We start from the raw sequence: 24308 nt of genomic DNA, 5'->3' as shown, positions 1-24308 counted from the left end.
GCTGATCAGTCCGCTATCGTCGTCAGGGGCAGAACAGATGGGGGCATTGGCTTAGCAGCGCTTGCAGGCGGGTGCTGGAACTTGGGGTGGAAACAGTGCTACACGGCGCCGTCGGTGCTACAGTCTGTAGCGCCGCACCCGATAACGGGGCTGAATCGGGCCAGATCGAGGGAAACGGTGACAATGGAAAACTCGAAAAACCAAGAAGAAATAAGGTTTTCCGAAGTTCGGAACGCGGCGCGTCTTTCTGTGGCGCCCATGATGGACTGGACCGACCGCCATTGCCGGTATCTGCACCGGCTGCTGAGCCGTGAGGCGCTGCTTTATACCGAGATGGTAACGGCACCTGCCTTGGTGCGGGGCGGGGCGTTGCATCTGTTGGACTTCAGTGCCGAAGAGCATCCGGTGGCGCTGCAACTGGGCGGCTCTGACCCGGAGGAGCTGGCGCAGGCTGCCGTGTTCGGCGCCGAGGCGGGCTATGATGAGATCAATCTCAACTGTGGCTGCCCGAGCGACCGGGTGCAGTCGGGGGCCTTTGGCGCCGTGCTGATGAAAACGCCGGATCTGGTGGCCGATTGTGTTGCTGCGATGCGGGCAAAGGTCGATGTCGAGGTGACGGTGAAATGCCGCATTGGCGTTGATGACCAGGACCCGCAGGAGGTGCTGCCTGCCTTTCTTGAACAGATCGCGGCGGCGGGCTGCGAGCGGGTGACGATCCACGCGCGCAAAGCCTGGCTAAAGGGACTGAGCCCCAAGGAAAACCGCGATATCCCGCCCCTCGACTACGAGATCGTGCATCAGATGAAGGCGGAATTCCCGCAGCTGCATATCTCGCTCAACGGAGGGGTCGCACGTCTGGAGGATGCGCTCCTGCATCTGGAACGGGGCCTTGACGGCGTAATGATCGGTCGCGCCGCCTATCATCAGCCCAGCGATATCCTGTCACAGGCGGATCCGCTCATTTTTGGCAGCGGCAGCGGAACCGATCCGGTCGCGGTTGTCGGGCAGATGCTGGGGTATATCGACGATCAGATGGCGCAAGGTGCGCGATTGCATCAGATCACCCGGCATATGCTGGGGCTGTTTGCAGGCCGTCCGGGAGCGCGCAATTGGCGGCGGGTGCTGTCCGAAGGCGCCAGCCGACCGGGCGCAGATACAAGGTTGGTGCAGACCGCCCTGGAGCAGGTGACAGGCCTCGCGGCCTGATCCACCGGCGCGCGGAGGGGCAGGGCGCGGATCCACCGGCGCAGCCCTGCGACCACGGGTCACCGCCATTGGCTGCTAAGCCGCACGAATTCCTGAGACAATTTTTGCCCGCCCATGCTAGGGGATGGGAATGTCAGCGCAAGACAGCCGCCCATATCCGCTGCGGATGGGGGCGGTCTGCGGCCGCTGATCCGGGTAAGAGGAGAGCCGCCGATGTCAGCCCTGACAACCAGTCTTGTGACCACTGCCACCCTGTGGCCGGAGCCTGCCGTGCTGGCGCAGATGGCCGGTCTCTTGATCGTGACAGGCGCGGTGGCCGGGGTTCTGGCGGGCCTGCTGGGGGTTGGTGGCGGCATCGTTCTGGTACCTGCGTTTTTCTACGTGTTTCAGACGCTGGGCTATGGGGGCGACCAGCTGATGCAGATGTGTCTGGCAACGTCTCTGGCGACGATCATCGTGACCTCTCTGCGCTCGGTGATGAGCCACAACAAGAAGGGTGCCGTGGATTGGGACATCCTGCGCGGCTGGGGGCCGGGAATTGCCATCGGCGCCATCGTCGGAGTCACGGTTGCGGCCTCTTTGCGGTCAACCACATTGCAGGCGCTGTTTGGCGTGCTGGCGCTGGTGATTGGCTGTTACATGGCCTTTGGCCGCTCAGATTGGCGGCTGGGCAACGAGATGCCCAAGGGCGCGCGCCGCATCATCCTGTCCCCCATGGTCGGGTTCCTGTCGGTGCTGATGGGCATCGGCGGCGGCAGTTTTGGCGTGCCATTGATGAGCCTGCATGCAACGCCTATTCACCGGGCTGTGGCCACGGCGGCGGGCTTTGGTGTGATCATCGCGGTGCCGTCGGTGATTGGCTTTCTGTTCCTGCCGATTGATCCGTCGACGCGCCCGCCGCTGACGCTGGGGGCGGTCAATATGGTTGCCTTTGTGGTGGTGATCGCGATGACGCTGATCACCGCCCCCTGGGGGGTGAAGCTGGCCCATGCGATGGATCCGAAACCGCTGAAACGGGTGTTTGCAGTCTTTCTGATCCTTGTTGCGCTCAATATGCTGCGCAAGTCTCTGGGTTTCTGATTTCAGGTATTGGTAAGGTTTTGCAATGGATTGGCAGCGGTTCTTGACAAAGGGGTGGTGTGATTTTCCGGCCCATGCTGCCACATTGGCCTGGGCGCGCCACGCCCATCAGGCCGGGATCCGGGCCCTTAACGATCCGACCAATGCCGACTGGCTGCAATGTGAGGGCACCTGGTTCATCGGTGTTGATGCGCTGCCCAATGACGGGCGCGGCCAGCTGCCGGAGGGGCCGCCGCTGGCCGGCCCCGCCATCGACTTCATCAGCGCCCATCTTGGCGGCCTGCCGGATCTGCATCGCGCGCAGGTCTCCTCTGTCTTTCCGGGCTATCCACGGCCGCGCCCCGGTGAGGGGGAGGCGGCGCTGCGCTACCGGATCAACCGCGACGCGGCGCATGTGGACGGGGTGAAGATGTTCGGGGAGACCCGCCGCCGCCGGGTCGAGGAACCCCATGCCTGGGTGCTGGGGCTGCCGCTGAATGTCAGCAGTCCCGATGCTTCGCCGCTGGTGATCTGGGAGGGCAGCCATGTGATCATGCGCCGCGCCTTTGCAGCGCTGTTTCAGGGCGTCCCTGCGCAGCAATGGGGCGAGGTGGATGTGACCGACGCCTATACCGCTGCCCGCCGGGAGGTGTTTGACACCTGCCCAAGGATCACGGTTTCAGCCCGCCCCGGTGAGGCCTATCTGATGCACCGGCTGTGCCTGCATGGTGTCGCGCCATGGGCCGAGGGGGCCAGCGCCCCCGAAGAGGGGCGCATGATCGCCTATTTCCGCCCCGAGCTGGCGGATTGGACCCAGAGGTGGCTGGCGGAGGGCTAGCCGGGAAAGGTCAGCATCCCTGCCTGAATGTTTCGCGTGCGAAACAATGGGTCAGCAGTTGTTCCGCATGATTTTCAGAAGGTTACCGGGGCGTGCGCAACCATTGGCGGGCAAAAGCCGAGCGCTGTCAGCCCGTTATCCGTTGCCGCGAGACATGTGCCGCGCGCCGCGTTAGCTGCGGTTTAGGCGGGCGCTGCGGCCGCCGCGGCGCTTGGTCAGCTCCTTGGCGCGGTCGGGCAGGGCTGCGAGCAGCTCGGCGCGTTCTTCGTTGCTCATCTTTGACCAGCGGGTGATTTCGTCGATGGAGCGATAGCAGCCGGTGCAGATCCGCGCCTCGGGGTGGACGACACAGATTTGGATGCAGGGGGACTGCACCTCGTCACGTTTCCAGACCTCGTCACTCATGCGTTTTATCCCGCCTTGATATGGCGCATGCGATCCAGCGCCCCTTGCAGGATATACGATGCGGCAACATGGTCGATCACCTCTGCGCGACGCTTTCGGCTCGTATCCGCCTCCAGAAGCGCCCTTTCGGCGGCGACCGTGCTCAACCTTTCGTCCCAGAAGCCGATCGGCAGTTCGGTCAGCTTGGCCAGATTGCGGGCAAAGGCGCGGGTTTTCTGGCAGCGCGGCCCTTCGGAGCCGTCCATATTGCGCGGCAGCCCCAGCAGCAGGGCGCCGACCTCTCGGGTCTTGACGATCTCGAACAGGCGGTCGGCATCCAGGGTGAATTTCTTGCGCCGGATGGTTTCCAGCGGCGTCGCCACGGTGCCCATACGGTCGGAGATGGCGACACCAACGGTTTTGTCGCCAAAATCCAGCCCCGCAATCGGGGTGAAGGCGGGGACGGCTGCGGCGAAGGCTTCGAAGTCGTCATGGATCATTGGGTCAGTCCTGCATTTTTCGCGGCTTCGGTGATGGTGGCGAGCGCCTCTGGCATCTCGGCAAAGACCTCTTGTGCCTCCGCGTAGATCGCCTGCGCGCGCTCGGTCTCTTGCAGCACGGCAAGGGCGCCGATCAGCCGCGCCCATTCCTGCGGTGTGCCGCCGCTGTCGGCCAGCCGCTGCGACAGCCCCTCGACCATGCCGCGGATCATCTGCTGGCGTTCCTGCGCGCTCATCTCCCCGGCCGCGGCGATATCGTCCTGGCTGGGACCCGAGAGCGCCGGGGGTCCGCCGGGGGCCGGTCTGCTGCCCGGGGCGATCGGCGTATAGTCGACCCCGGCGCGATAGGCGATATCCTCGATCTGGGCGGAGATGGCGGTGATCCAGGGGGCGCCCTCCGGGCCCATGGCCAGGGTCTCGCTCCAGACCTCATAGGCGAGGTCCGGGCGGCCGATCTGCGCCATCATCAGCCCCCAGTAGTAGCGCGCGCCGCCATCAAAGCGGTTGAGCGTCAGTGCGGTGCGCAGGGCGTCCTCGGCCTCTGGGGAGACATAGCCGCCTGCGGCCATGATCTGCAGCTCTGCCAGCTCGCCGAAATCGCGCGCCTCGACGTCGCCGGACATGATGCGGATGTAATTGGCCTTGGCCTGTGCGGCGGCGGCGAAATTGCCGAGGTTCGCCTCATGCTGGGCGAGCAGCGCCTGGCCCTGGGCGTCGTTGGTGCGGGCGGCGGCGGTTTCGCGCAGCTGATCGACCAGGGTCGCATATCCGGGTTCCACCACGCGTTCGGGGCGGGCCGGGGCATCGGCCTCGGCTTCGGCCTGCGAGGGGCGGCTGGCGGCGCGTTCGGCGGCGGCATCAATCCGCAGCTGCAGGCCCAGATCGCTGTATCCGGGTGCCCCGAGATTGGCATAGAGCAGATAGGTGCCGGCGCAGATCCCAGCGGTCAGCACAACAGCGGTTGCGCCGGTCAGCAGGCGCGGCTGCGAGCGGCCGGTGGCGGCGGCCTGCGCCTGGGCATCGGCGGTCAGGATGCGGCGCGAAATCTCTGTGCGGACCCGTTCGGCGTCACCCTCCTGCAGCACGCCACGCGCCAGATCCTTGTCCACGTCGCGCAGCTGCTGGCGATAGACCTGAAGATCATAGGCCGCAGCAGGCGCGCCGCTGTCACGGCCCCGCAGTAGCACAAGGGACAGCAGAATGGCCGTGGCCAGCGTGATAAGACTGATGACAATCCAGAAGGTCATGGCGGCTCCCGCAGTTTCACACTCATGTATAGGGGCGCAGGCGCGGAAAAAAGGCCTAACTGCTGCGGCGCGCTGTCCCGGCTGGTCGGAGGGCCGCCTGCGCGCCAAAGCACAGGCAAAGCTCAGCCTACAGCTTCGGGCAAACTGGCTGGCATAGCGGCGGCGGCGCGTCGTCTTTGGGTCCGCATGTCGCAACCATGCACGATTGCGACGATAAACGGCGCAGCCCGGGGCGATCTGTGGTGCATACCCGGTAGCAGTCTCGAACCACGGATTCGCCCATGAAACGTTATTCTGCCTTTGCTGTCGCGCGTGAGGCGCTGCGCTACCACACCGGATGGGAACGCGCCTGGCGCTCGCCTGAACCGAAACGCCACTATGATGTGATCATCGTCGGGGCCGGGGGGCATGGTCTGGCCACAGCCTATTTCCTTGGCAAGAATTTCGGCATCACCAATGTCGCCGTTCTGGAAAAGGGCTGGCTGGGCGGCGGGAATACCGGGCGTAACACCACCATCATCCGCTCCAACTACCTGCAGGATCCCTCGGCGGCGATCTATGAGAAGGCGCGCTCGCTCTATGAGACGATGAGCCAGGACATCAACTACAACGTGATGTTCAGCCCGCGCGGCGTGATCATGCTGGCGCAGACCGAGCATGAGGTGCGCGGCTACAAGCGCACCGCCCATGCCAATGCCCTGCAGGGCGTGCAGACCGAATGGATTGAGCCTGCGCGCGTGAAGGAGCTGGTGCCGATCATCAACCTCGAAGGGCCGCGCTATCCGGTTCTGGGCGGCCTCTGGCAGGAACGCGGCGGCACCGCGCGTCACGATGCGGTGGCCTGGGGCTATGCGCGGGCCTGTTCCAACATGGGTATGGACATCATCCAGCAGTGTGAAGTCACCGGCGTGCGCAATGAGAATGGCCGCGTGGTTGGCGTCGACACCACCAAGGGCGCCATCGACTGCGACAAGCTGGGCATGGTGGTTGCGGGCAATTGTTCGCATCTGTCGGACATGGCGGGTTTCCGTCTGCCGGTGGAAAGCGTGGCGCTGCAGGCGCTGGTGTCCGAGCCGATCAAACCCTGCATGGATGTGGTTGTGATGGCCAATACCGTGCATGGCTACATGTCGCAGTCCGACAAGGGCGAGATGGTCATCGGCGGCGGCACCGACGGGTTCAACAACTACACCCAGCGCGGATCTTTCCATCATATCGAGGAAACCGTGCGCGCGCTCAACGAGACCTTCCCGATGGTCAGCCGTCTGAAGATGCTGCGCCAGTGGGGCGGGATCGTGGATGTGACCGGCGACCGCTCGCCGCTGATCTCCAAGACACCGGTTGGCAATATCTTTGTCAACGCAGGCTGGGGTACCGGCGGCTTCAAGGCGATCCCGGGTTCTGGCTGGGCGATGGCCGAGCTGATGGCCACAGGTCATTCGCCGCTGGCCGAAGAGTTTTCGATGATGCGCTTCAAGGAAGGCAAGTTCATCGACGAGAGCGTTGCTGCCGGTGTGGCGCACTGATGTTAGTTATTGCTTCCATATCGGCTCAACGCGTTTGCGAGTCCGCTCAAGCCTGGTGCGGTACCTGCAAGAACATTGTGTTGAACATTAAGGGGCGGGTTCAGGCCCTTTATAAGGTCGGTTTCAGTGGCTCTTCGAGAGAACTCGTTCTCGTTGAAGATGATGCCAACGGAGTTAGCCCCCATGTTGCAGGCGGGTTGCCATTTTTCATGGTCGCCAAACCTAGTTGTGAAGTCGGAAGCGATGCCTACGTACAGAACGTTAAACAGGTCAGTTCGAAAATCTCGCGCCATGAACGCGTAAATTCCTCCGAAGTGTCCGAAGTCAGAAGCTGGGGGGTAGACCGAGAAATCGTACCGTCCCCCCGATGCTCCGTAGAGAGTGAGAATTCTAAGGTTGCTCATTACGGTACCTTTTTGATGTTCGCATTATGTTCCAGTGTGTCCTGTGTTCGGAAATGTGTCAACACCTTGTGTGTCTTCCTGCGCTCTACCCAAGAAATGGTGGTGAAATGCTGATCCTTGAATGCCCCTATTGCGGCGTCAAAGCCGAAGAAACTGAACTGGCCGCTGGTGGCGAGGCGCATCTGAAGCGTTTTGGTCCCGGCTCGTCGGATGACGAGTTTCATGACTATCTGTTCATGCGCGAAAACCCCAAGGGCGTGCATTTTGAGCGCTGGCGCCATGCCAATGGCTGCGGCAAGTGGTTCCATGCTGCGCGCTGCACCACCACGCTTGAGGTTTTTGGCACCTACAGCGCCCAGACCACCGAGCCGCCCAAGGACATTCTGGATGCGGTCACGGCCAAGCGTCCCGGCTGGACATGGCGGGATCTGAAATGATCGCCTGTCTGAACGTTACCTCCCTTTTCGTCGCCCTCTCTTGCGAAAGGTCCGCCACATGAGCACGCGCCTTGCCAAAAACGGCCGGTTGATCGACCGCTCCAAACCGATCGAATTCACCTTCAACGGCAAGCGGATGAAGGGCTATGTAGGCGATACGCTGGCGTCGGCCCTGTTGGCCAATGACCAGATGATGGTTGGCCGCTCGTTCAAATATCACCGCCCGCGCGGTCTGGTTGCGGCTGGCCCGGAAGAGCCCAATGCGCTTGTGGGTCTGGGCACCGGCGACCGGTTTGAACCCAACCAGCGCGCCACCACGACCGAGCTGTTCTCGGGCCTGTCGGCGCAGTCGCAGAACCATTGGCCGAGCCTTGAGTTCGACGTGGGCGTGGCCAATAACGCGCTGGCGCGGTTCCTGCCTGCGGGGTTCTACTACAAGATGTTCATCCACCCGCGTCCGCTGTGGAAACATGTCTACGAGCCGATCATCCGCCAGTCCGCCGGTCTGGGCAAAGCGCCCGACAAGGAGCTGAAGGACGCCGACACCTACGAGCATTTCTATTATTTCGTCGATGTGCTGGTGATTGGTGGTGGTGTTGCGGGTTTGCAGGCGGCCAAGGCTGCGGCGATGTCCGGTGCCAAGGTTCTGCTGCTGGAGCAGCACAACCATTGGGGTGGCCGCGCGCCGGTTGATGGCGGCACCATCGACGGGATGGAACCCGGCGCTTGGGTCGAGAAAACCCTCGCCGAGCTGCGGGGCATGGACAATGTGCTGCTGCGCGACCGCTGCATGGGCGCGGGCGTCTATGATCACGGCTATGCGCTGGGGTATGAGCGTCTGACCGATCATGCGCCGGGGCAGGGTGGTCCGCGCCACCGTCTGTGGCGGATCCGGGCCAGCCAGATTGTGACGGCGACCGGTGCGATTGAACGGCCTTTGTCCTTTGCGGGCAATGATGTGCCGGGCGTGATGCTGGCGGCCTCGATGCGCGACTATGCGGTGAACTGGGGGGTGACACCCGGCCAGAAAGTGGTTGTGGCCACCAACAATGATGACGCCTATCGCACCGCGATTGCGCTGCATGCTGCGGGTGTCGAGGTGGTGCGCGTGCTGGATGCCCGCGACAGCGGCGGCGGCGCGCTGATGGAAGAGGTTCGTCAGCTGGGCATCCGCGTCGAATGTGGCCGGGCCATTGCCAAGGTGAAAGGCGGCAAGCGCGTCACCTCGGTGGCGATCTGTGCCCAGAACGGCGAGGGTGGTGCGCAGGAGGAGGTCGAGGCCGATGCGGTCGCGATGTCCGGCGGCTGGTCGCCGGTTGTGCACCTGTGGTCCCATTGCGGTGGCAAGCTCGTCTGGGATCAGACCCATGCGAACTTCCGCCCCGATGCCACCCGTCCGCCGCTGGGTGCGGATGGCAAGGGTTTTGTGATTGCGGCGGGGGCTGCCAATGGCGCCGCTGGTCTGGCGGAGGCGCTGAGCGATGCGCAGGCCGCAGGCGAGGCGGCAGCCAAGGCCGCTGGCCGCAAGGTCAAGGCAGGCACCGCGCCCGTTGGTGATGCCCCGACAGAGACGGCGATGGAGCCGGTCTGGCTGATGCCTGCCAAGGCCGACATCAAGCTGCGGATGAAAACCTGGCTGGACTATCAGAACGACGTCAAAGTGTCGGATGTGCAGCTGGCCGCGCGCGAAGGGTTCGAAAGCGTCGAACATACCAAGCGCTACACCACGCTGGGCATGGCGACGGATCAGGGGAAGTTGAGCAATATCAACGGTCTGGCGATCCTTGCTGATGCGCTGGGGTCTGAAATCCCGCAAGTGGGCACCACCACCTTCCGACCGCCCTATCACCCGATTTCGATGGGGGCGATCGGCGGTGAGGCCCGCGGGGAGATCTTCCAGCCGCTGCGCAAGACGCCGATGTATGACTGGCACGACAGCAACGGGGCGGATTGGGAACCGGTTGGCCAGTGGCGTCGCCCCTACGCCTATGTTCGCTCCGGCGAGAGCGTGCATGACGCGGTGAACCGCGAGGTGAAGAACACCCGCGAGAACCTCGGCCTGCTGGATGCCTCGACCCTCGGCAAGCTGGTCGTCAAAGGGCCGGATGCGGGCAAGTTCCTCGACATGATGTATACCAACATGATGTCGACGCTGAAGCCGGGCAAATGCCGCTATGGTCTGATGTGTTCGGAGAACGGTTTCCTGATCGACGACGGCGTGGTTGCCCGGATCGACGAGGACACCTGGCTTTGCCACACCACCACCGGCGGTGCCGAGCGGATCCATGGCCACATGGAAGAATGGCTGCAGACCGAATGGTGGGACTGGAAAGTCTATGTTGCCAATGTCACCGAACAGCTGGCGCAGGTCGCCGTCGTGGGCCCCAACGCCCGCAAGGTGCTGGAAAAGCTGAATGAAAAAGCGGGCGGCGGTATGGATGTCTCCAAGGAGGCGCTGCCCTTCATGGAATGGCGTGATGGGGAAATCGGCGGCTTCAAGGCGCGGGCCTATCGCATCTCCTTCTCGGGCGAATTGTCCTACGAGATCGCGGTTGCGGCCTCCGAAGGTCAGGCGTTCTGGACTGCGTTGATGGAGGCGGGCAAGGAATTCGGGGTGATGCCTTATGGCACCGAATGTCTGCACATCCTGCGGGCCGAAAAGGGCTTTATCATGATCGGCGACGAGACTGACGGGACCGTTATCCCGCAGGATCTGGGGCTCAACTGGGCGCTGTCGAAGAAGAAAGAGGATTTCCTCGGCAAACGCGCGCATTCCCGCAGCCACATGGCCGATCCCGACCGCTGGCAGCTGGTGGGTCTGGAAACCGTAGACGGGTCGGTCCTGCCGGATGGCGCCTATGCGGTCGGCAATGGTGTCAACGCCAATGGCCAGAAAAACACCATCGGGCGCGTCACCTCGACCTATTATTCGGCCAATCTGGGCCGTGGCATTGCCATGGGTCTGGTCAAGCATGGTCCGAAGCGGATGGGCGAGGTGATCGAGTTCCCTGGCACCGACGGGACAATCTACAAGGCCAAGATCGTCGATCAGGTCTTTTACGACAAGGAAGGGGAGAAGCAGAATGTCTGATCCTGTCAGCGCAGTGAATGGGGCGAAATTCTCCGGTCTGGCACAGGTCGAGGACCGCGGGTTGCAGGGGATGATCACCCTGCGCGGCGATCTGGCCTCTGCCACCCTGAAGGCGGCGGTAAGGGCCGCCGCCGGGGCGGATGTGCCGACCAGCGGTCAGATCTCCCTGACCGAGCAGGGCGGTGTGGCCTGGATGTCGCCGGATGAGCTGCTGCTGCTGGTGCCTTACGGCGAGGTTGACGCCAAGGTGGCGGATCTGGCAGAGGCGCTGAAAGGCGAACATGCGCTGGCCGTCAATGTCTCCGACGCCCGTGGTCTGTTCCGCCTGTCCGGTGACAGCGCCCGCGAAGTTCTGGCGAAAATCTGCCCGGTCGATATGTCGGCTGAGGCCTTCAAACCGGGCCAGTTTCGCCGCACGCGCATGGCGCAGGTGGCGGCGGCCTTCTGGCTGGACAATAACGGTGCATTTCACATCGTTTGTTTCCGTTCAGTGGGCGGATATGTCTACAACTTGTTATGCACCGCCGCGCATCCACAATCTAAGGTAGGTGCGTTAACTGGTTAAGGCAATTTAGCCTTGTGGTGCGTTTTACGTGCAGGTAAAGTGCTTCTGGATTTCCGGGGGCACTTTTTACTTGGCTTTGTTGGTTCTTCACCATTTGTGATTCATGATCACCGCCAATTCGGGAGTTATCTGTCTGCTGCATAGCCGGGCTATGCTGTATTAACTGGTGGGAGGTTAATATGTTCAAGGTCGCTGACCTGCTGCTGCCAATTGCAAGGACGCTGGGCTTTGCTGCCTGCGTGGCACTTGGCACCGGTCTGGCGACCCCGGCGGCGGCGCTGGAAGGGATTTATACCTGCAAGGTGAAATCGCTGTCTGGCCGAGGGTGGATCCCGCCGCTGATCAGCCTGCGTTTCCACGATGAATGGTCGGCGGAAGTGGTGCATTCCGGCAATGTCAGTGCGCTGTCCGGCCGCCCGCTGAAGGCCGGGTTTTTCCGCATCAGCGATATCTCCTACCGGGTCAGCTGGACGGTCACCAGCGCCTCGGTCGGCAATGGCGCGAGCGCGGTGGAAACCCATTATCGCGCGGTGTTCAACACCCAGAACAAGAAACTGTCGGTAAAGGTGATCTCCGGTGGCGTCGGGGAGAAATCGCCACGCGGCATCGGCCAATGCGCCCAGGTCACAAGTTAGCTGATGATGTCGCGGCTGCATCGTAGCGGCAATTCCATAGAAAAGACTTCACAACCTGCGCGCGATTGACGATATAGCGGCTGTATCCATTTCCTGAGAGCGCGAGCATTCCCGATGAAATCTTTGATCAGAGCCGCAGTGGCGGCCTGCACCCTATTTGCCGCAGCGCCCGTTGTCGCGGCACCGGTGACCTATGATTGCCAGATCACCTCCTATGAGAAATACGGATGGCTGTCGCCGCGTGTTCTGGTCTTTGTCGATCATGACCAGAAAGTCACGGGCGTGATGGATGGCGTTATTGCCAGCGTACAGAAAACCCCGATGATCGTGCCTTACGATCTGCGTTCCAAAAACCGGCTCAAGCTGAAGTGGACCGTCAATAATATTGATGCGCGTTCGGGGTCTGCCAAGGCAAGCTATTCGGCCACGATGGATGAGCCGCGCATGAAGCTGTCGATTACAGCGCGCGTGCATGGCTATGATAACCGTCCGTCCGGCAGCGGGCCGTGCACCCGCAGCAACGTTAAGCTGAGCAGGTAAGCCCGCAGTGCAGGATCCGTTGCCGATCGTCTAACGGCCTGCGGCGGCTGCCTCTTTTCCTGCTGACCGGGTTATTTTTTAGCTGTTTCCCCGGCTTGGCCTTGACCAATGGGGGCACCAGCCGCATGTATCTGCCTAGGAACGAAACAGACAATACAGGGGGCCCAGATGGCTTTTGAACTTCCCGATCTTCCTTATGCCCATGACGCGCTGGCATCCAAAGGCATGTCCGCAGAAACGCTGGAATACCACCACGACCTGCATCACAAGGCCTATGTGGACAACGGCAACAAGCTGATCGCCGGCACCGAGTGGGACGGCAAGTCCATGGAAGAGATCATCAAGGGCACCTATGACGCAAATGCCGTCGCCCAGAGCGGTATCTTCAACAACATCTCCCAGCTGTGGAACCACAACCAGTTCTGGGAAATGATGGGTCCGGGCGACAGCAAGATGCCGGGCGAGCTGGAAAAGGCTCTGGTCGACAGCTTTGGCTCCGTTGACAAGTTCAAGGAAGAGTTCTCTGCCGCAGGCGCGGGTCAGTTCGGCTCCGGCTGGGCCTGGCTGGTCAAGGACACCGACGGCGGCCTGAAGGTGACCAAGACCGAAAACGGCGTGAACCCGGTCTGCTTTGGTCAGACAGCACTGCTGGGCTGTGACGTGTGGGAGCATTCCTACTATATCGATTTCCGCAACAAGCGTCCGGCCTATCTGACCAACTTCCTCGACAATCTGGTCAACTGGGAAAACGTCGCTTCGCGCATGTGATCTTTTGGGATCAGTGATTGATCTTGGGCCTCGTCCGGTATCGGACGGGGCCTTTCTTTATTGCGCGGGCGCGGGCCGAGGGGGGAACAAAACGCCTCTTTGGCGGTTGTGTTGGTGAACCCGATAAAAATGGAGGACCGACATGGCAGACCGCGTGAGATCAAAGGATGGCCGTCAGGAAACCAAGGAAATCCTGGGCGCCGAGGGCAGCGTTTCGCATGGCGGGCGCACCGGTGGCCGACTGGCCCGGGAGGTGGCGACCGAGGACGAGGAAAAACGTGCCAAGGAACGCCCTGCCGGTGCGACACGGGTGACCAAATCCAACGAGCAGGAGGACCAATAATGGCTCAGCTAGACCACGGCACATATGTTCTGGTGACCGACAGCGAAAAGGCATTGCTGCTGCAAAACACCACCGATGCGCAGAACCCGCATCTGGAGGTGCGCCGCAAGGAAGAGCAGGACAATCCCTCCGATATCGAACAATCGGCCAACCGTCCCGGCCGGATGCACGACGGCGGTGTTGGCCACCGTTCGGCGCTGGATGATACCGACTGGCACGAGCTGGCCAAGGAGCGCTTTGCCGACGATATCGCAGAGCTGCTCTATGAGCGGGCGCACAAGGGCAAACTGGGCAAGATCGTTCTGGTCGCCTCGCCGCAGGTGCTCGGCAATCTGCGCGACAAGCTGCACAAGGAGGTGCAGGATCTGGTGCTGGCGGAGATCCCGAAGACGCTGACCAACCACCCGATCGACGAGATCGAGAAGATTGTTCAGCAGGAGCTGGCCGCCTGATCCCGGCGGTGTGCGCGAAACGCATTTATCTGGCAAATTCACAGACCAACGCGGTGCAGGAATGCGCCGCGTTATTTGTTGTCGAGATCAGCCGCGCAGCGCGGTCAGCGCATCCTCGACGCTGGTGACCCAGGTGAGCGCCGCCGTTGTCTCGGCCCCGGCGAACCCTTCGGCCACCACATGCTCCACCAGGGCCTTCAGCGGATCCCAGTAACCGTCGATGTTGAGGACCAGGATCGGTTTCCGGTGCAGGTCGAGCTGACGCCAGGTCAGCGCCTCGAACAGCTCGTCAAGCGAGCCGGCACCGCCCGGCAGCACCACCACGGCATCGGCGTTGTAGAGCATCACCTTTTTGCGTTCGTGCATGGTTTCGGTGACCACATAGGTGTTGAGGTCGGTCTTGGCGACCTCGCGGCGGACCAGATGTTCGGGAATGACGCCAAAGGTGCGCCCGCCCGCCGCCTGTGCCGCCCGCGCCACCCGGCCCATCAGCCCGACATCCCCGGCGCCATAGACCAGCCGCTGCCCCTGTTGGGCAAGCCCGGTTCCGAGCGCCTCGGCGGCCTCGGCATAGGCCGGACGGATCCCATCGCGCGATCCACAATACACACAGACGGAATGAATACGCATGGCAGTCACCTTTTTTGTTGTGTTCGGCGGGGAAATAAGTCGTCCTTTGGTCCCTGATAGCGGCATTGTATGGCTGGCTCAAGCAAGCGGGGGGGACATCCCGCAGGATCGGACCCGAGGACGACCGGTGGAGGTCTTTTCGGGGTCGGAAGGGAAGGAATGGAATGACGGATGTAACGGGCAAAGGTGGCATATCCGCCATCGCCATCGGGGGCGCTGCTGCGGTGGTCGCGGTGCTGGGCGGGGTGGTTTTCCTGCAATGGGGCGGTGGTGAGCGCGGCTTGGGCGGCGATGGCTCCGCCGCCAATGGCGACAAGGTGGTGATCACGCCGAGCGTCTCCGCCTCAGATCGCAAGCTGGCTTCGCCCGAGGTGGGCAGCGATGCGCCCGAAGAGACGGTGACAGAAACCGAGGTGACAGTGGCTGCGACGGATGCGACGGCACCGGCCGAGGTCGATCAGCCTGCGGGCGGTGAAGCGCCTGTCGAAGCGGCGGCGCGCGCGGATGCGGAGCAGGCGGCCGAGGCCGAGCAGGCGGTCGAGGTGGTTGTGGCAGGGGCAGCAGAGACCAGCGCCGTCGAGGCCGCGCCATCGGCAGATGAGACGCCTGCTGAAACACCCGCCGTGACGTTGACAGCCCCGCAGATGGATCTTGCACGGTTTGAGACCGATGGCAGCGGAATGGTTGCCGGGCGGGCGACGCCGGGATCGGTGATCTCGCTAATGCTGGACGGTGCGGTGCTGGAGACGCTGACGGTGCCGTCGGATGGCAGCTTTGTGCTGTTCACCTCGGTTGCGCCCTCGGATCAGCCGCAGGTGATTTCGCTGACAGCCACCTTGGGGGAGGCGGTTGCGGCCTCTGATGCAGAGTTCATTCTGGCACCTGTCGTGCCCGTCGCGCCGGTGCAGGTGGCACAGGCCGACGCGGTTGATGCCCCGGTCGCCGAGGCGCCGGTGGCAGCGGATGTCGCAGCCGATGCGGCCGCCGAGGAAACCGTGAACGTGGCCGTTCAAAGCGAGGCTGCGCAGGCTGAGGCCGTGCAGAGCGAGGCAGTGGCAAGTGAGGCGGTGGCAAGTGAGGCGGTGCAGGCTGAGGTCACGACCGCTGCAACGGAAACAGCTGAAGCCTCTCCTGTTGTGAGCGCTGCACCTGCCGCACCGGTGGCGGCAGAGCTGGCCGCAGAACCGGATGCAGATCCCGCAGATGTTGCGCAGGCTGCGGTGGACAGCCCGGCTGAGGATAGTGCGGTGGCACCTGCCGAGGTGGCGGAAACCACAGTCGAGATGGCTGAGGCCGCTGCGGCGGATGTGGCGCAGACCACAGGCCAGGACGCGCCAGCCGCCGCCGCACCGGAACAGGTGGCGGTGCTGCGGTCCGATGCCAGCGGCGTGACGCTGGTCCAGCCCCCCACGCCGCGACTGGCAGAGGCGCCCGATACCGTGGCGCTGGAGACCATTTCCTATGATGATGCGGGCTCCGTGGTGCTGAGCGGGCGGGTGCGCGCGGATGCGGTGGTGCGCGCCTATCTTGACAATGCGGCGATTGCCGATCTGCCGGTGGATGAGGAAGGCCGCTGGTCCGGTATTCTGCCCAATGTGGCGCCGGGGATCTACGCGCTGCGACTGGATGCGCTGGATACCGAGGGCAAGGTGCTGAGCCGGCTTGAAACCCCGTTCAAACGGGAAGCGCCGGAGGTGCTGCAACCGCCTGTCGAAACCGCAGCTGCCCCCGATGCCGCCCCAACCGGCACGCAGCCTCAGGTGCGCCTGGTCACGGTGCAGGAGGGCGATACGCTCTGGGCGATTTCGCGCGAACGTTATGGCGACGGGCTGCTGTATGTGCGGGTATTTGATGCCAACCGCGCGGCGATCCGCAACCCGGATCTGATCTACCCCGGTCAGGTATTCTCGGTGCCGGTGCAATAAGACGACTGTCGCCGCGCGGGGGGGCTGCGCAAAGGCCGGGATAATAGTCGGGCCAAAAGTCGGGATACGGCGCAGGGCCATGCTGGCCAATTGGTCGGCACGGCCCTATGTCAGAGGTCTTGCAACAAGGACATGTGATGACGGACAGCGATATGACCACTGCGCAGGAGGAGCGCCGTTCCGGCCTGCGCACCCTGCGCCGCGTTTTTCCCTACCTGTGGCCAAAGGATCAGGCCTGGGTCAAATACCGCGTGGTGGCGGCGCTGGCGGTGCTGATCCTGGCCAAGCTGGTCGCGGTCTATACGCCGATGCTCTACAAGGGTGCGGTCGATAGCCTCGCGGGAGAAGGCGTGCCGCCTCTGGCGTTGGGGGCTGTTGGTCTGACGGTGGCCTATGGCGTGGCGCGGGTTCTGACCACCGGGTTTCAGCAGCTGCGTGATGCGGTGTTTGCGCCTGTCGGTCAACGGGCACTGAGGCGTCTGGCGCTGGAGACCTTTCGCCATATTCACCGCCTGTCGATGCGCTATCACATCACCCGCAAAACCGGCGGGCTGAGCCGGATTATCGAACGTGGCGTCAAAGGCGTGGAGTTCCTGCTGCGCTTTCTTCTGTTTTCCATCGGGCCTCTGGTGCTGGAGTTGGTGCTGGTTGCCGTCATCCTCGCGGTGCTGTTTGACATCTGGTATCTGGTCGTGGTGGCGGTCACTGTCGGGCTTTATGTCTGGTTCACCTTTGCGGTGACGGAATGGCGGGTGAAACTGCGCCGCGAGATGAACAAGCAGGACACCGATGCCAACCAGAAGGCGATCGACAGCCTGCTGAACTATGAGACGGTCAAATATTTCGGCGCCGAGGATCGTGAGACCGAGCGCTACGACGTGGCGATGCGGGCCTATGCCAAGGCCGCGCTGAAGACTGCCTATTCGCTGGCATTCCTGAACTTTGGCCAGAGCCTGGTGATCACCGGCGGTCTGGTGGTGGTGATGGTGATGGCCGCGATCGGCGTGCAGCAGGGTAATCTGACGGTGGGCGATTTTGTCATGGTCAACGCCTATATGATCCAGATCACCGTGCCGCTGAACTTTCTCGGGACCGTCTACCGTGAGATCCGTCAGAGCCTTGTGGATATGGGCGAGATGTTCGATCTGATCGAACAGGACCCGGATGTGAAGGATCGGGGTGATGCCAAGGTGTTGCAGGTCAACGGCGGTGCCATCACGCTGGAGAATGTGGAGTTCGGCTACGACAGCGACCGGCAGATCCTGAGAGGCGTGAGTATTGAGGTGGCGGCGGGGCAGACCGTGGCCATCGTTGGGTCTACCGGGTCGGGCAAATCCACTATCGGGCGGCTGTTGTTCCGGTTCTATGATGTCACCCGCGGGGCCTTGCGCATTGACGGGCAGGATGTGCGGGATGTCACGCAAAAGAGCCTTCATGCCGCGATTGGCGTGGTGCCGCAGGATACCGTGCTGTTCAACGATACGATCCGCTACAATATCGCCTATGGCCGTGCTGGAGCCACGCAGGAAGAGGTGGAACAGGCCGCGCGGGATGCGCAGATCCACGACTTCATCATGCGGCTGCCTGAGGGGTATGAGACGCAGGTCGGCGAGCGGGGGCTGAAGCTGTCGGGCGGTGAGAAGCAGCGGGTGGGCATTGCCCGTACCCTGCTGAAGAACCCGCCAATCCTGCTGCTGGACGAGGCGACATCGGCGCTGGACAGCGACACAGAACAAGAGATCAAGGAGGCGCTGTCGCGCGCCGGGCAGGGGCGGACGGTGATCACCATTGCCCACCGTCTGAGCACGGTTGCAGAGGCCGACCAGATCATTGTGCTGGAACAGGGCGAGATCGCCGAGCGCGGCACCCATGACGAGCTGCTGGCCAGCGAAGGCCGCTACGCGCATCTGTGGCAGCGCCAGCAATCGGATCAGGACGCCGCCTGATCACCCTGCGGGGATAAGGGGGGTCTGCGGCGCGGCTAGCCGCTGACGTAGACCCCGTCCTTTGGTTTGTAGAAAATCTTTTGATTGTGCAGCCGTCCGAGCAGATCGTGGATCTGACGCAGGCTGTCGGCGCGGTTGTGACCGGCGATGCCCTGCACGGTTTGACTGCCGTCAGCCAGTGCGTCCCGCGTGCGTTGCAGTGCGGTTTCGATCAGATCGACGTCGGCAATGGTGAGTTCGAACATATCGTTGAAATCGGGCATCTGATGGGTCCTCTCTGCTGGCGGGGCTGGCTGGAACCGCGCGGCTGTCTTCTGGCGCCCGGCTGGTGCTGCGGTCGGCGGAATGTCTTCAGGCTGGCCCAGCTGGCCGTTCATTACCACCAAAATATGCAGATGCGGCGGATTGGTCGCTGGCCGCCGATGGCTGCGCTTTGGTCCCAACAAACGCACAACGCCCCGCGGTGGCGGGGCGTTGGCTGGTTATTCGGCGGCGCGCAGCGGTGTTGAGGGCGGTTTGCCCTTCTCTTCCTCCCAGCCCTCGTCCGGCCTGGTCTGTGCCGCTTCGGGCGCCGACATCGCTGGGTCTCGTTCATTGTCCAGCCTGCCTTCACGCTCCCACAGGATCTCGGTGGTGGGCAGGGTGCGGGCCTTGGTCGCGAGGCGCATGTCTCGCGCGATCTGGCTGGACCGCCCGCCGGTAAGCCGTGCAAGCAGGCGGCCAAGGGCGGCGACATAGATCCACAGCCACACCCGGATCGCCAGCAGCGAGGGTGTCACCAGCAGCGTCAGCACGGTGGCAATCCCCAGACCAAAGACCACGGCGGTAGCCAGCTGTTTCCACCACAGCGAGGTCGGGCTGTCGATGGAATAGCCGCCATTGATGAAATCGAGGCTGAGCCCGAACATCATCGGTGCCAGGCCGGCCATCGTGGTGATGGTGGTCAGCAGAACCGGACGGATCCGCGCCTCGGTGGTGCGGATGATCGCCTCGATCCGGGGCATCTTCTGGGCATATTCCTGATAGGTGTCGATCAGAACGATATTGTTGTTCACCACGATGCCTGCCAGCGCCACGATGCCGGTGCCGGTCATGATGATCGAGAACGGCTGCTGCATGACCATCATGCCAATCAGCACGCCGGTGGTGGACAGCACCACCGCCAGAAGAACCAGGATGGAATTGTAAAAGCTGTTGAACTGCGCCAGGAGGATCACGAACATCAGCCCCAGCGCCCCGGCAAAGGCCTTCATCAGGAAGGCGCCGGATTCGGCCTGTTCTTCCTGATCGCCGGTCCATTCCCAGGTGATATCGGCGGGCAGCGGATCGCTCTCCAGCCACTCGGTCAGCTTGGCGATGCGCTCGTTGGCGTTGAGCGCCACAACACGGGCGCCATCCTCCAGCGCCGATTGCAGGGCCTCTTGTGTGGCCGCGCCTTCAAGACTGCGCAGCCTGAACGCTGTGCCATCCGGGCCGGTCAACTCGCCGGTTGCGGTTCCTTCGGGGAGAGATTTGACATAGGCCAGCGTCTGCTCCTTGCCGTCCTCGGTCTCGGTGGTGATGACCTTTGACAGGCCCGGTTCGATATCCGCCTTCACGTCGTAATAGCGCTGCTGTTCGACGCGGCTGATTTTTTCCAGCTTGGGAACAGGATGGCGGGTGATGAAGTTCGACAGCGGCACCAGCCCATCCTCGGTGCGCAGTTTCAGCGCATCAAGGGTGGAGAGGACGCGGTCTTCTTCGGGCAGGCGAACGCGGATTTCAATTTCCTCGTCCGAGCTGTCAACGCGCATGGTGTCCAGAAGGATGCCGCGCGTGACCAGCTGCACCATGGCGCCAACGGTCGCCACATCGGCGCCGTACCGCCCGGCCTTTTCGACATCGACGTCGATCTGCCAGTCGATACCGGGAAGCGGCAGGCTGTCCTCGATCAGGTCAAGACCGGGGGTTGCCTCGAACTGGGCGCGGGCCTGCTCGGTGGCGGCGGTCAGCGTGTCCCAGCTGTCGCCTTTCAGACGCAGGTGCACAGGTTTGCCGGAGGCGGGCCCCTGTGCCAGCGCGCGGATTTCCGCTTCAAAGCCCGGCAGCTTGGCCAGTTCGGCGTTGATCTCCTCGATCACCGTATCGCCGTCGAACTCGGTTGCCGTCACCTCGCGGGTGAACCAGCCGTTGAACCAGCTTTCGGTCTGGGTCGGCCGGTCCTCCCATGGGATGATCTCGAACTGGACCTGACCGATGGTATCGGGTGGGGTCTGGGCGCCCGAGGCATCGGTGTTCAGCCCGCCTTCACCGGCAAAGGAGAAGACATTCACGACCGCCGGATGCGACAGGATCACCTGTTCGGTCTGGCGCACCATCTCATCCTCTTCGGTCAGCGAGGTATTGCCACGGGCGCGCACATAGGCGGTGGCCTGCTCCGGCTCGGATTCGACGAAGAATTCAACGCCGTAGTTGTTCTGACCGAACATGGTGAAGACGGTCATGATGGCAAAGGCGATCGCCCCGATGGTGACGATGGGCATGACCGGATTGCCGACGATGAATTTGATGAAATGGCCAAAGGGCGTGTGTTTGTAGCCGGCATCGACGGATTTCTCGGTCCGGTGCAGACTGGCCGCGCCCAGCGTGACCGAGGCCCCGAAGGCCGCCAGCACGAAGACCAGCGCACCAAAGATCAGCGCGGCGGTATCGGGCACCTGAGCGGGCAGCAGATAGCCCCCGTTGAGCATCTGCATCGCCCCTGCAAACATACCCCAGAGCATCACCGGCACCAGAGCGGCCCGCAGCCACCAGGGTGCAACCGCCCGTAGCCCGTCGGAGAGGTTTTCAAACAGGCGGCTCATGCGGCCGGTGACACCGCCCATGACGGGCAGATAGATCAGCGCCACCACCAGCGATGCCGAGAGCACGAAGATCAGCGTGACCGGCAGCATTCCCATGAATTCACCGGGGACACCGGGCCAGAACAGCATCGGCAGAAAGGCACAGAGCGTGGTCGCGGTTGAGGAAACCACCGGCCAGAACATCCGCTGCGCCGCCTCGACATAGGCGTGCATCGGGCCGGTGCCTTCCTTGATCCGCTTGTCGGCGTATTCGACCACCACGATGGCGCCATCCACCAGCATACCCACTGCAAGGATCAGGCCGAACATCACGATATTGGAGATGCTCACGCCCATCACCGCAAGGAAGGCAAAACACAAAAGGAAGGAGGTCGGGATTGCAAAACCGACCAGCAGCGCGGCACGGCTGCCAAGCGCCGACAGCACCACGATCATCACCAGAGCAACAGCGGTCAGGACCGAACCTTCCAGCTGGCTCACCATGGAGCCGACGACGCGGCTCTGGTCGTTGGAGGTGCCGACGGAGACGGCGGCCTTCAGCTCGGGCGGCCATTTGGTCTTGGCCTCGGCCAAGGTTACCTTGACCAGATCCACCGTGTCGATCAGGTTGTAGCCCTTGCGCTTGACCACCTGCAACGCCACCGTGTCCTCGCCGTTGAACCGCGCGGTGCCGCGACGATCCTCGAAGGTGAAATTGATCGTGGCCAGCTCACCCAGGGTGACCACGCGGTCGCCATTGGTCTTCACTGGCAGCTCGTAGATGTCGCGCACATCATCAAAGGATGACGGGATCTTCACGGAGAAGGTGCCCTGATTGGTTTCCACCTCACCGGCGGCGATCAGCTGGTTGTTGTTCTGCACAACGGTGATCAGTTCAAGCGCGGTGACGTTATAGGCCTCCAGCCGCAGCGGGTCGATCAGTACTTCGACCATCTCGTCGCGATTGCCGGCGATCCCGGCTTCGAGCACCGGTTCCAGCGCCTCAAGATCGTCCTGCAAGTCCTTGGCGATACGGGCCATCGTGCGTTCGGGCACGGCGCCGGTCAGGTTGACGATGACGATGGGGAATTCTGAGAAGTTGATTTCGTTGATGGTGTATTTTTCAGCCCCCTCGGGGAAATCGGCCTCGGCGGCATCCATCGCGTCACGGACATCTGCCATGATCGCTGTCTTGTCCCAGCCAAAGTCGAACTCAAGCGCCACACCGGCGTAGCCTTCGGCGGCGGTTGAGGACATCTTGTCCAGCCCGTCGAGATCGGCCAGCTCGGTCTCCATCACCTTGACCAGCAGGGTCTCGGCATCCTCGGCGGAGATGCCGGGGAAGGGGACAGAGATGAACAGCGCCGGGATTTCGATATCCGGCTCGCCCTCTTTGGGCAGGCTGGCATAGGCAAAGCCGCCGACCAGCAGCGAAATGGCGATGAACGCCAGGATCATACGGGCCCGTTCTGCGGCCCAGCTGACGATACCGGTCATTGGGTAACCTCTTTATACGTGGGCTCAACAGCGACGCCCGCAACAACAAAATCCTGCCCGACAACAATCACATCCGCCTGTTCAGGCAGGCCGCTAACCCAGACACCGCTGGCCTCATCCCGCAGGAGGCTGACGGGGTAAAATCCGACCGTCCGATCCTCTTTGACCACGCGCACGCCCAGCTGGCCGTCATTGTTCAGCGTCAGCGAGGATTGCGGCAGGTAATGCGCCTTGGAACCTTCGGCGGAGATCACGATATCGGCGGTCTGGCCGTCGCGGATCGCCAGATCCGGGTTCGGCACGGTGATTTCCACCTCAAATGTGCGGGTGGTGGGATCGGCCGAGCGGCTGATAAAGGTCACCTTGCCCGCAGCCAGACGCCCGTTTGCCAGTTCGGCGCGGGCCATGGCGCCAATGGTGACACGGTTGACTTCGGCTTCTGGCACGTAACCGACCAGTTTGATGGTTTCGAGCTGGATCACGGTTGCACAAAGACTGCCGGGCTGCATCAGGCTGCCCAGTTCGGCGGTGTCGCTTTCCAGCAGCCCGTCAAATGGCGCGAGGATATCCAGACGCGACAGTTCCTTTTCAGAGGCGGCAACCTGTGCCGAGGCGGCTTCGATGCCTGCGCTGGTGGTTTCCAGCCCGGTTTCCGCCGTTGCCACGCCCGCCACCGCAGAGCGCTCGGCAGCCTGCGCCGAAGCCAGCCGGGTTTCAGAGGCAAAGCCACCTTCGGAGAGTTTCGCCGCAGCGGTCAGATTGATCTGCGCCTCGCGCAGCCGCGCGCGGGCCTCTTCCAGCCGGGCCTTGGCCTCAGGGACGCGGATTTTCGCTTCGCTCAGCCGGGCCTTCGCCTCCAGCAGGGCTGAGGGGCGGGTGCCGGGATCCAGCTTGCACAGCAGATCGCCAGCCTTCACCTGCGCACCCTTGCGCAGCGGTTCGGACAGGACGGTGGATGTGGTTTCAGACCGGACCTCAACCTCGCGGATGGCCTGGGTCTGACCACGCAGCACGACAGCGCTGTCGATACCACGGGCGCTGCTGCGGATGGCGACAACCCCGACCGGCGATTTGCCGGTCTCCTTGGTATATGCCGCCGCGGCTGCAACGGCTCCGGTTGGATCAGCGGCGTCAGCTGCCGGGGCCGCAGCGTCCGCATCAGATGGGGCAGCCACCGCGTCCACGTCGCTCTGCTCCCCCCGGGCGAAGGCAAGAAGCGCATCCCGCTCGATCACGGCATAATACAAGCCTGCAGTTACAACAGCAGCAGTTATCAGGGGAATTACACGCATCTTGGGCCTTCCTAAATTCATAGTCATCCCATCCGGGACATATAGAACCACTCAACAACCATACCATTAATTCGGCATGTTCAGGCGAACTCGCGCTAAGTGATATGGGCGATATAGGCATTGTCCATACTAAACTCTGTAGTTCAGTTCACATTTTTTGCCTTTTTGGAGCGGTTTGTGCGGGATCGGGCACAACAGGGC

21 protein-coding genes are annotated in these 24308 nt (G+C 62.7%); 14 read left to right on the top strand and 7 right to left on the bottom strand.

Annotated features, from left to right (window positions below; all coding sequences use genetic code 11):
- Positions 1-183 precede the first annotated feature (183 nt).
- The 3 genes from dusA (at position 184) to WLQ66_RS08300 (ending at position 3103) form a co-directional block, all read left to right on the top strand.
- Entirely contained in the window at positions 184-1206 is a 1023-nt protein-coding gene (gene dusA, locus WLQ66_RS08310) for a tRNA dihydrouridine(20/20a) synthase DusA (RefSeq protein WP_340545861.1), read from the top strand.
- Positions 1207-1419: 213 nt separating this feature from the next.
- Complete coding sequence (locus WLQ66_RS08305) at positions 1420-2286, top strand: sulfite exporter TauE/SafE family protein (protein WP_340545860.1); 867 nt, start codon at positions 1420-1422, stop codon at positions 2284-2286.
- A gap of 25 nt (positions 2287-2311) precedes the next feature.
- The gene (locus WLQ66_RS08300) at positions 2312-3103 is read left to right on the top strand and encodes a hypothetical protein (RefSeq protein ID WP_340545859.1); all 792 of its coding nucleotides are present in this window, start codon (positions 2312-2314) and stop codon (positions 3101-3103) included.
- A 171-nt stretch (positions 3104-3274) separates the two neighbouring features.
- On the opposite strand, the gene WLQ66_RS08295 is transcribed toward WLQ66_RS08300, so the two are convergent.
- Genes WLQ66_RS08295 through ccmI form a run of 3 tightly spaced genes read right to left on the bottom strand, consistent with a single transcriptional unit; the run spans position 3275 to position 5234 of the window.
- Positions 3275-3508 (bottom strand): DUF1289 domain-containing protein, encoded by a 234-nt coding sequence (locus WLQ66_RS08295; protein WP_340545858.1) that lies wholly within the window; start codon positions 3506-3508, stop codon positions 3275-3277.
- A 5-nt stretch (positions 3509-3513) separates the two neighbouring features.
- Positions 3514-3987, bottom strand: coding sequence for a Holliday junction resolvase RuvX (gene ruvX, locus WLQ66_RS08290; RefSeq protein WP_340545857.1), 474 nt, complete (start codon positions 3985-3987; stop codon positions 3514-3516).
- Positions 3984-5234 (bottom strand): c-type cytochrome biogenesis protein CcmI, encoded by a 1251-nt coding sequence (gene ccmI, locus WLQ66_RS08285; RefSeq protein WP_340545856.1) that lies wholly within the window; start codon positions 5232-5234, stop codon positions 3984-3986. The genes ruvX and ccmI overlap by 4 nt, the downstream gene beginning before the upstream one ends.
- 281 nt (positions 5235-5515) lie before the next feature.
- On the opposite strand from ccmI, the gene WLQ66_RS08280 reads away from it, so the two are divergent.
- From WLQ66_RS08280 to WLQ66_RS08240, 9 genes are all read left to right on the top strand, one after another.
- Positions 5516-6760: a sarcosine oxidase subunit beta family protein gene (locus WLQ66_RS08280; protein ID WP_340545855.1), complete on the top strand. Its 1245-nt coding sequence runs from the start codon at positions 5516-5518 to the stop codon at positions 6758-6760.
- 511 nt (positions 6761-7271) lie between these two features.
- Positions 7272-7601 (top strand): sarcosine oxidase subunit delta, encoded by a 330-nt coding sequence (locus WLQ66_RS08275; protein WP_340545854.1) that lies wholly within the window; start codon positions 7272-7274, stop codon positions 7599-7601.
- A 58-nt stretch (positions 7602-7659) separates the two neighbouring features.
- Positions 7660-10692 (top strand): sarcosine oxidase subunit alpha family protein, encoded by a 3033-nt coding sequence (locus WLQ66_RS08270; protein ID WP_340545853.1) that lies wholly within the window; start codon positions 7660-7662, stop codon positions 10690-10692.
- On the top strand, positions 10685-11257 hold the full coding sequence (locus tag WLQ66_RS08265) for a sarcosine oxidase subunit gamma (RefSeq protein ID WP_340545852.1): 573 nt from the start codon (positions 10685-10687) through the stop codon (positions 11255-11257). The genes WLQ66_RS08270 and WLQ66_RS08265 overlap by 8 nt, the downstream gene beginning before the upstream one ends.
- Before the next feature lie 179 nt (positions 11258-11436).
- Positions 11437-11892: a hypothetical protein gene (locus WLQ66_RS08260; RefSeq protein ID WP_340545851.1), complete on the top strand. Its 456-nt coding sequence runs from the start codon at positions 11437-11439 to the stop codon at positions 11890-11892.
- Between the two features lie 114 nt (positions 11893-12006).
- Positions 12007-12432, top strand: a complete 426-nt coding sequence (locus WLQ66_RS08255; RefSeq protein ID WP_340545850.1) for a hypothetical protein — start codon at positions 12007-12009, stop codon at positions 12430-12432.
- A gap of 168 nt (positions 12433-12600) precedes the next feature.
- A complete protein-coding gene (locus WLQ66_RS08250) occupies positions 12601-13200 on the top strand; it encodes a superoxide dismutase (RefSeq protein WP_102896828.1) in 600 nt (199 codons plus the stop codon).
- A gap of 142 nt (positions 13201-13342) precedes the next feature.
- Positions 13343-13543: a hypothetical protein gene (locus WLQ66_RS08245; RefSeq protein WP_340545849.1), complete on the top strand. Its 201-nt coding sequence runs from the start codon at positions 13343-13345 to the stop codon at positions 13541-13543.
- A complete protein-coding gene (locus tag WLQ66_RS08240) occupies positions 13543-13995 on the top strand; it encodes a host attachment family protein (protein ID WP_340545848.1) in 453 nt (150 codons plus the stop codon). The genes WLQ66_RS08245 and WLQ66_RS08240 overlap by 1 nt, the downstream gene beginning before the upstream one ends.
- Before the next feature lie 87 nt (positions 13996-14082).
- Here the strand turns inward: WLQ66_RS08240 and WLQ66_RS08235 are convergent, their stop codons facing one another.
- Positions 14083-14625 (bottom strand): LOG family protein, encoded by a 543-nt coding sequence (locus tag WLQ66_RS08235; RefSeq protein ID WP_340545847.1) that lies wholly within the window; start codon positions 14623-14625, stop codon positions 14083-14085.
- Between the two features lie 164 nt (positions 14626-14789).
- Here WLQ66_RS08235 and WLQ66_RS08230 point away from each other — a divergent pair, with 164 nt between their 5' ends.
- Both WLQ66_RS08230 and WLQ66_RS08225 read left to right on the top strand, forming a co-directional pair.
- Positions 14790-16550, top strand: coding sequence for a LysM peptidoglycan-binding domain-containing protein (locus WLQ66_RS08230; RefSeq protein ID WP_340545846.1), 1761 nt, complete (start codon positions 14790-14792; stop codon positions 16548-16550).
- 137 nt (positions 16551-16687) lie between these two features.
- A complete protein-coding gene (locus WLQ66_RS08225) occupies positions 16688-18496 on the top strand; it encodes an ABCB family ABC transporter ATP-binding protein/permease (RefSeq protein WP_340545845.1) in 1809 nt (602 codons plus the stop codon).
- A gap of 35 nt (positions 18497-18531) precedes the next feature.
- On the opposite strand, the gene WLQ66_RS08220 is transcribed toward WLQ66_RS08225, so the two are convergent.
- From WLQ66_RS08220 to WLQ66_RS08210, 3 genes are all read right to left on the bottom strand, one after another.
- A complete protein-coding gene (locus WLQ66_RS08220; RefSeq protein ID WP_340545844.1) occupies positions 18532-18759 on the bottom strand; it encodes a hypothetical protein in 228 nt (75 codons plus the stop codon).
- A 219-nt stretch (positions 18760-18978) separates the two neighbouring features.
- A complete protein-coding gene (locus WLQ66_RS08215) occupies positions 18979-22815 on the bottom strand; it encodes an efflux RND transporter permease subunit (RefSeq protein WP_340545843.1) in 3837 nt (1278 codons plus the stop codon).
- Positions 22812-24107 (bottom strand): efflux RND transporter periplasmic adaptor subunit, encoded by a 1296-nt coding sequence (locus WLQ66_RS08210; RefSeq protein WP_340545842.1) that lies wholly within the window; start codon positions 24105-24107, stop codon positions 22812-22814. Before WLQ66_RS08210 ends, WLQ66_RS08215 begins: the two co-directional genes overlap by 4 nt.
- Between the last annotated feature and the right edge of the window lie 201 nt (positions 24108-24308).

Origin of the sequence: Phaeobacter sp. A36a-5a (genome assembly GCF_037911135.1) — a bacterium.
GTDB lineage: Bacteria > Pseudomonadota > Alphaproteobacteria > Rhodobacterales > Rhodobacteraceae > Phaeobacter > Phaeobacter bryozoorum.
The sequence above is the reverse complement of the archived record's forward strand: the minus strand, read 5'-3'. Positions and strand labels throughout refer to the sequence as shown.

Excerpts from the sequence above, each read along its gene's own strand:
- WLQ66_RS08270 (WP_340545853.1), top strand. The coding sequence starts at position 7,660 with ATGAGCACGCGCCTTGCCAAAAACGGCCGGTTGATCGACCGCTCCAAA.
- WLQ66_RS08225 (WP_340545845.1), top strand. The coding sequence starts at position 16,688 with ATGACGGACAGCGATATGACCACTGCGCAGGAGGAGCGCCGTTCCGGC.
- WLQ66_RS08305 (WP_340545860.1), top strand. The coding sequence starts at position 1,420 with ATGTCAGCCCTGACAACCAGTCTTGTGACCACTGCCACCCTGTGGCCG.
- WLQ66_RS08240 (WP_340545848.1), top strand. The coding sequence starts at position 13,543 with ATGGCTCAGCTAGACCACGGCACATATGTTCTGGTGACCGACAGCGAA.
- ccmI (WP_340545856.1), bottom strand. The coding sequence starts at position 5,234 with ATGACCTTCTGGATTGTCATCAGTCTTATCACGCTGGCCACGGCCATT.
- WLQ66_RS08265 (WP_340545852.1), top strand. The coding sequence starts at position 10,685 with ATGTCTGATCCTGTCAGCGCAGTGAATGGGGCGAAATTCTCCGGTCTG.
- WLQ66_RS08280 (WP_340545855.1), top strand. The coding sequence starts at position 5,516 with ATGAAACGTTATTCTGCCTTTGCTGTCGCGCGTGAGGCGCTGCGCTAC.
- WLQ66_RS08210 (WP_340545842.1), bottom strand. The coding sequence starts at position 24,107 with ATGCGTGTAATTCCCCTGATAACTGCTGCTGTTGTAACTGCAGGCTTG.
- WLQ66_RS08300 (WP_340545859.1), top strand. The coding sequence starts at position 2,312 with ATGGATTGGCAGCGGTTCTTGACAAAGGGGTGGTGTGATTTTCCGGCC.
- WLQ66_RS08220 (WP_340545844.1), bottom strand. The coding sequence starts at position 18,759 with ATGCCCGATTTCAACGATATGTTCGAACTCACCATTGCCGACGTCGAT.
- WLQ66_RS08260 (WP_340545851.1), top strand. The coding sequence starts at position 11,437 with ATGTTCAAGGTCGCTGACCTGCTGCTGCCAATTGCAAGGACGCTGGGC.
- WLQ66_RS08235 (WP_340545847.1), bottom strand. The coding sequence starts at position 14,625 with ATGCGTATTCATTCCGTCTGTGTGTATTGTGGATCGCGCGATGGGATC.
- WLQ66_RS08275 (WP_340545854.1), top strand. The coding sequence starts at position 7,272 with ATGCTGATCCTTGAATGCCCCTATTGCGGCGTCAAAGCCGAAGAAACT.
- WLQ66_RS08215 (WP_340545843.1), bottom strand. The coding sequence starts at position 22,815 with ATGACCGGTATCGTCAGCTGGGCCGCAGAACGGGCCCGTATGATCCTG.
- dusA (WP_340545861.1), top strand. The coding sequence starts at position 184 with ATGGAAAACTCGAAAAACCAAGAAGAAATAAGGTTTTCCGAAGTTCGG.
- WLQ66_RS08295 (WP_340545858.1), bottom strand. The coding sequence starts at position 3,508 with ATGAGTGACGAGGTCTGGAAACGTGACGAGGTGCAGTCCCCCTGCATC.
- WLQ66_RS08245 (WP_340545849.1), top strand. The coding sequence starts at position 13,343 with ATGGCAGACCGCGTGAGATCAAAGGATGGCCGTCAGGAAACCAAGGAA.
- WLQ66_RS08255 (WP_340545850.1), top strand. The coding sequence starts at position 12,007 with ATGAAATCTTTGATCAGAGCCGCAGTGGCGGCCTGCACCCTATTTGCC.
- WLQ66_RS08250 (WP_102896828.1), top strand. The coding sequence starts at position 12,601 with ATGGCTTTTGAACTTCCCGATCTTCCTTATGCCCATGACGCGCTGGCA.
- ruvX (WP_340545857.1), bottom strand. The coding sequence starts at position 3,987 with ATGATCCATGACGACTTCGAAGCCTTCGCCGCAGCCGTCCCCGCCTTC.
- WLQ66_RS08230 (WP_340545846.1), top strand. The coding sequence starts at position 14,790 with ATGACGGATGTAACGGGCAAAGGTGGCATATCCGCCATCGCCATCGGG.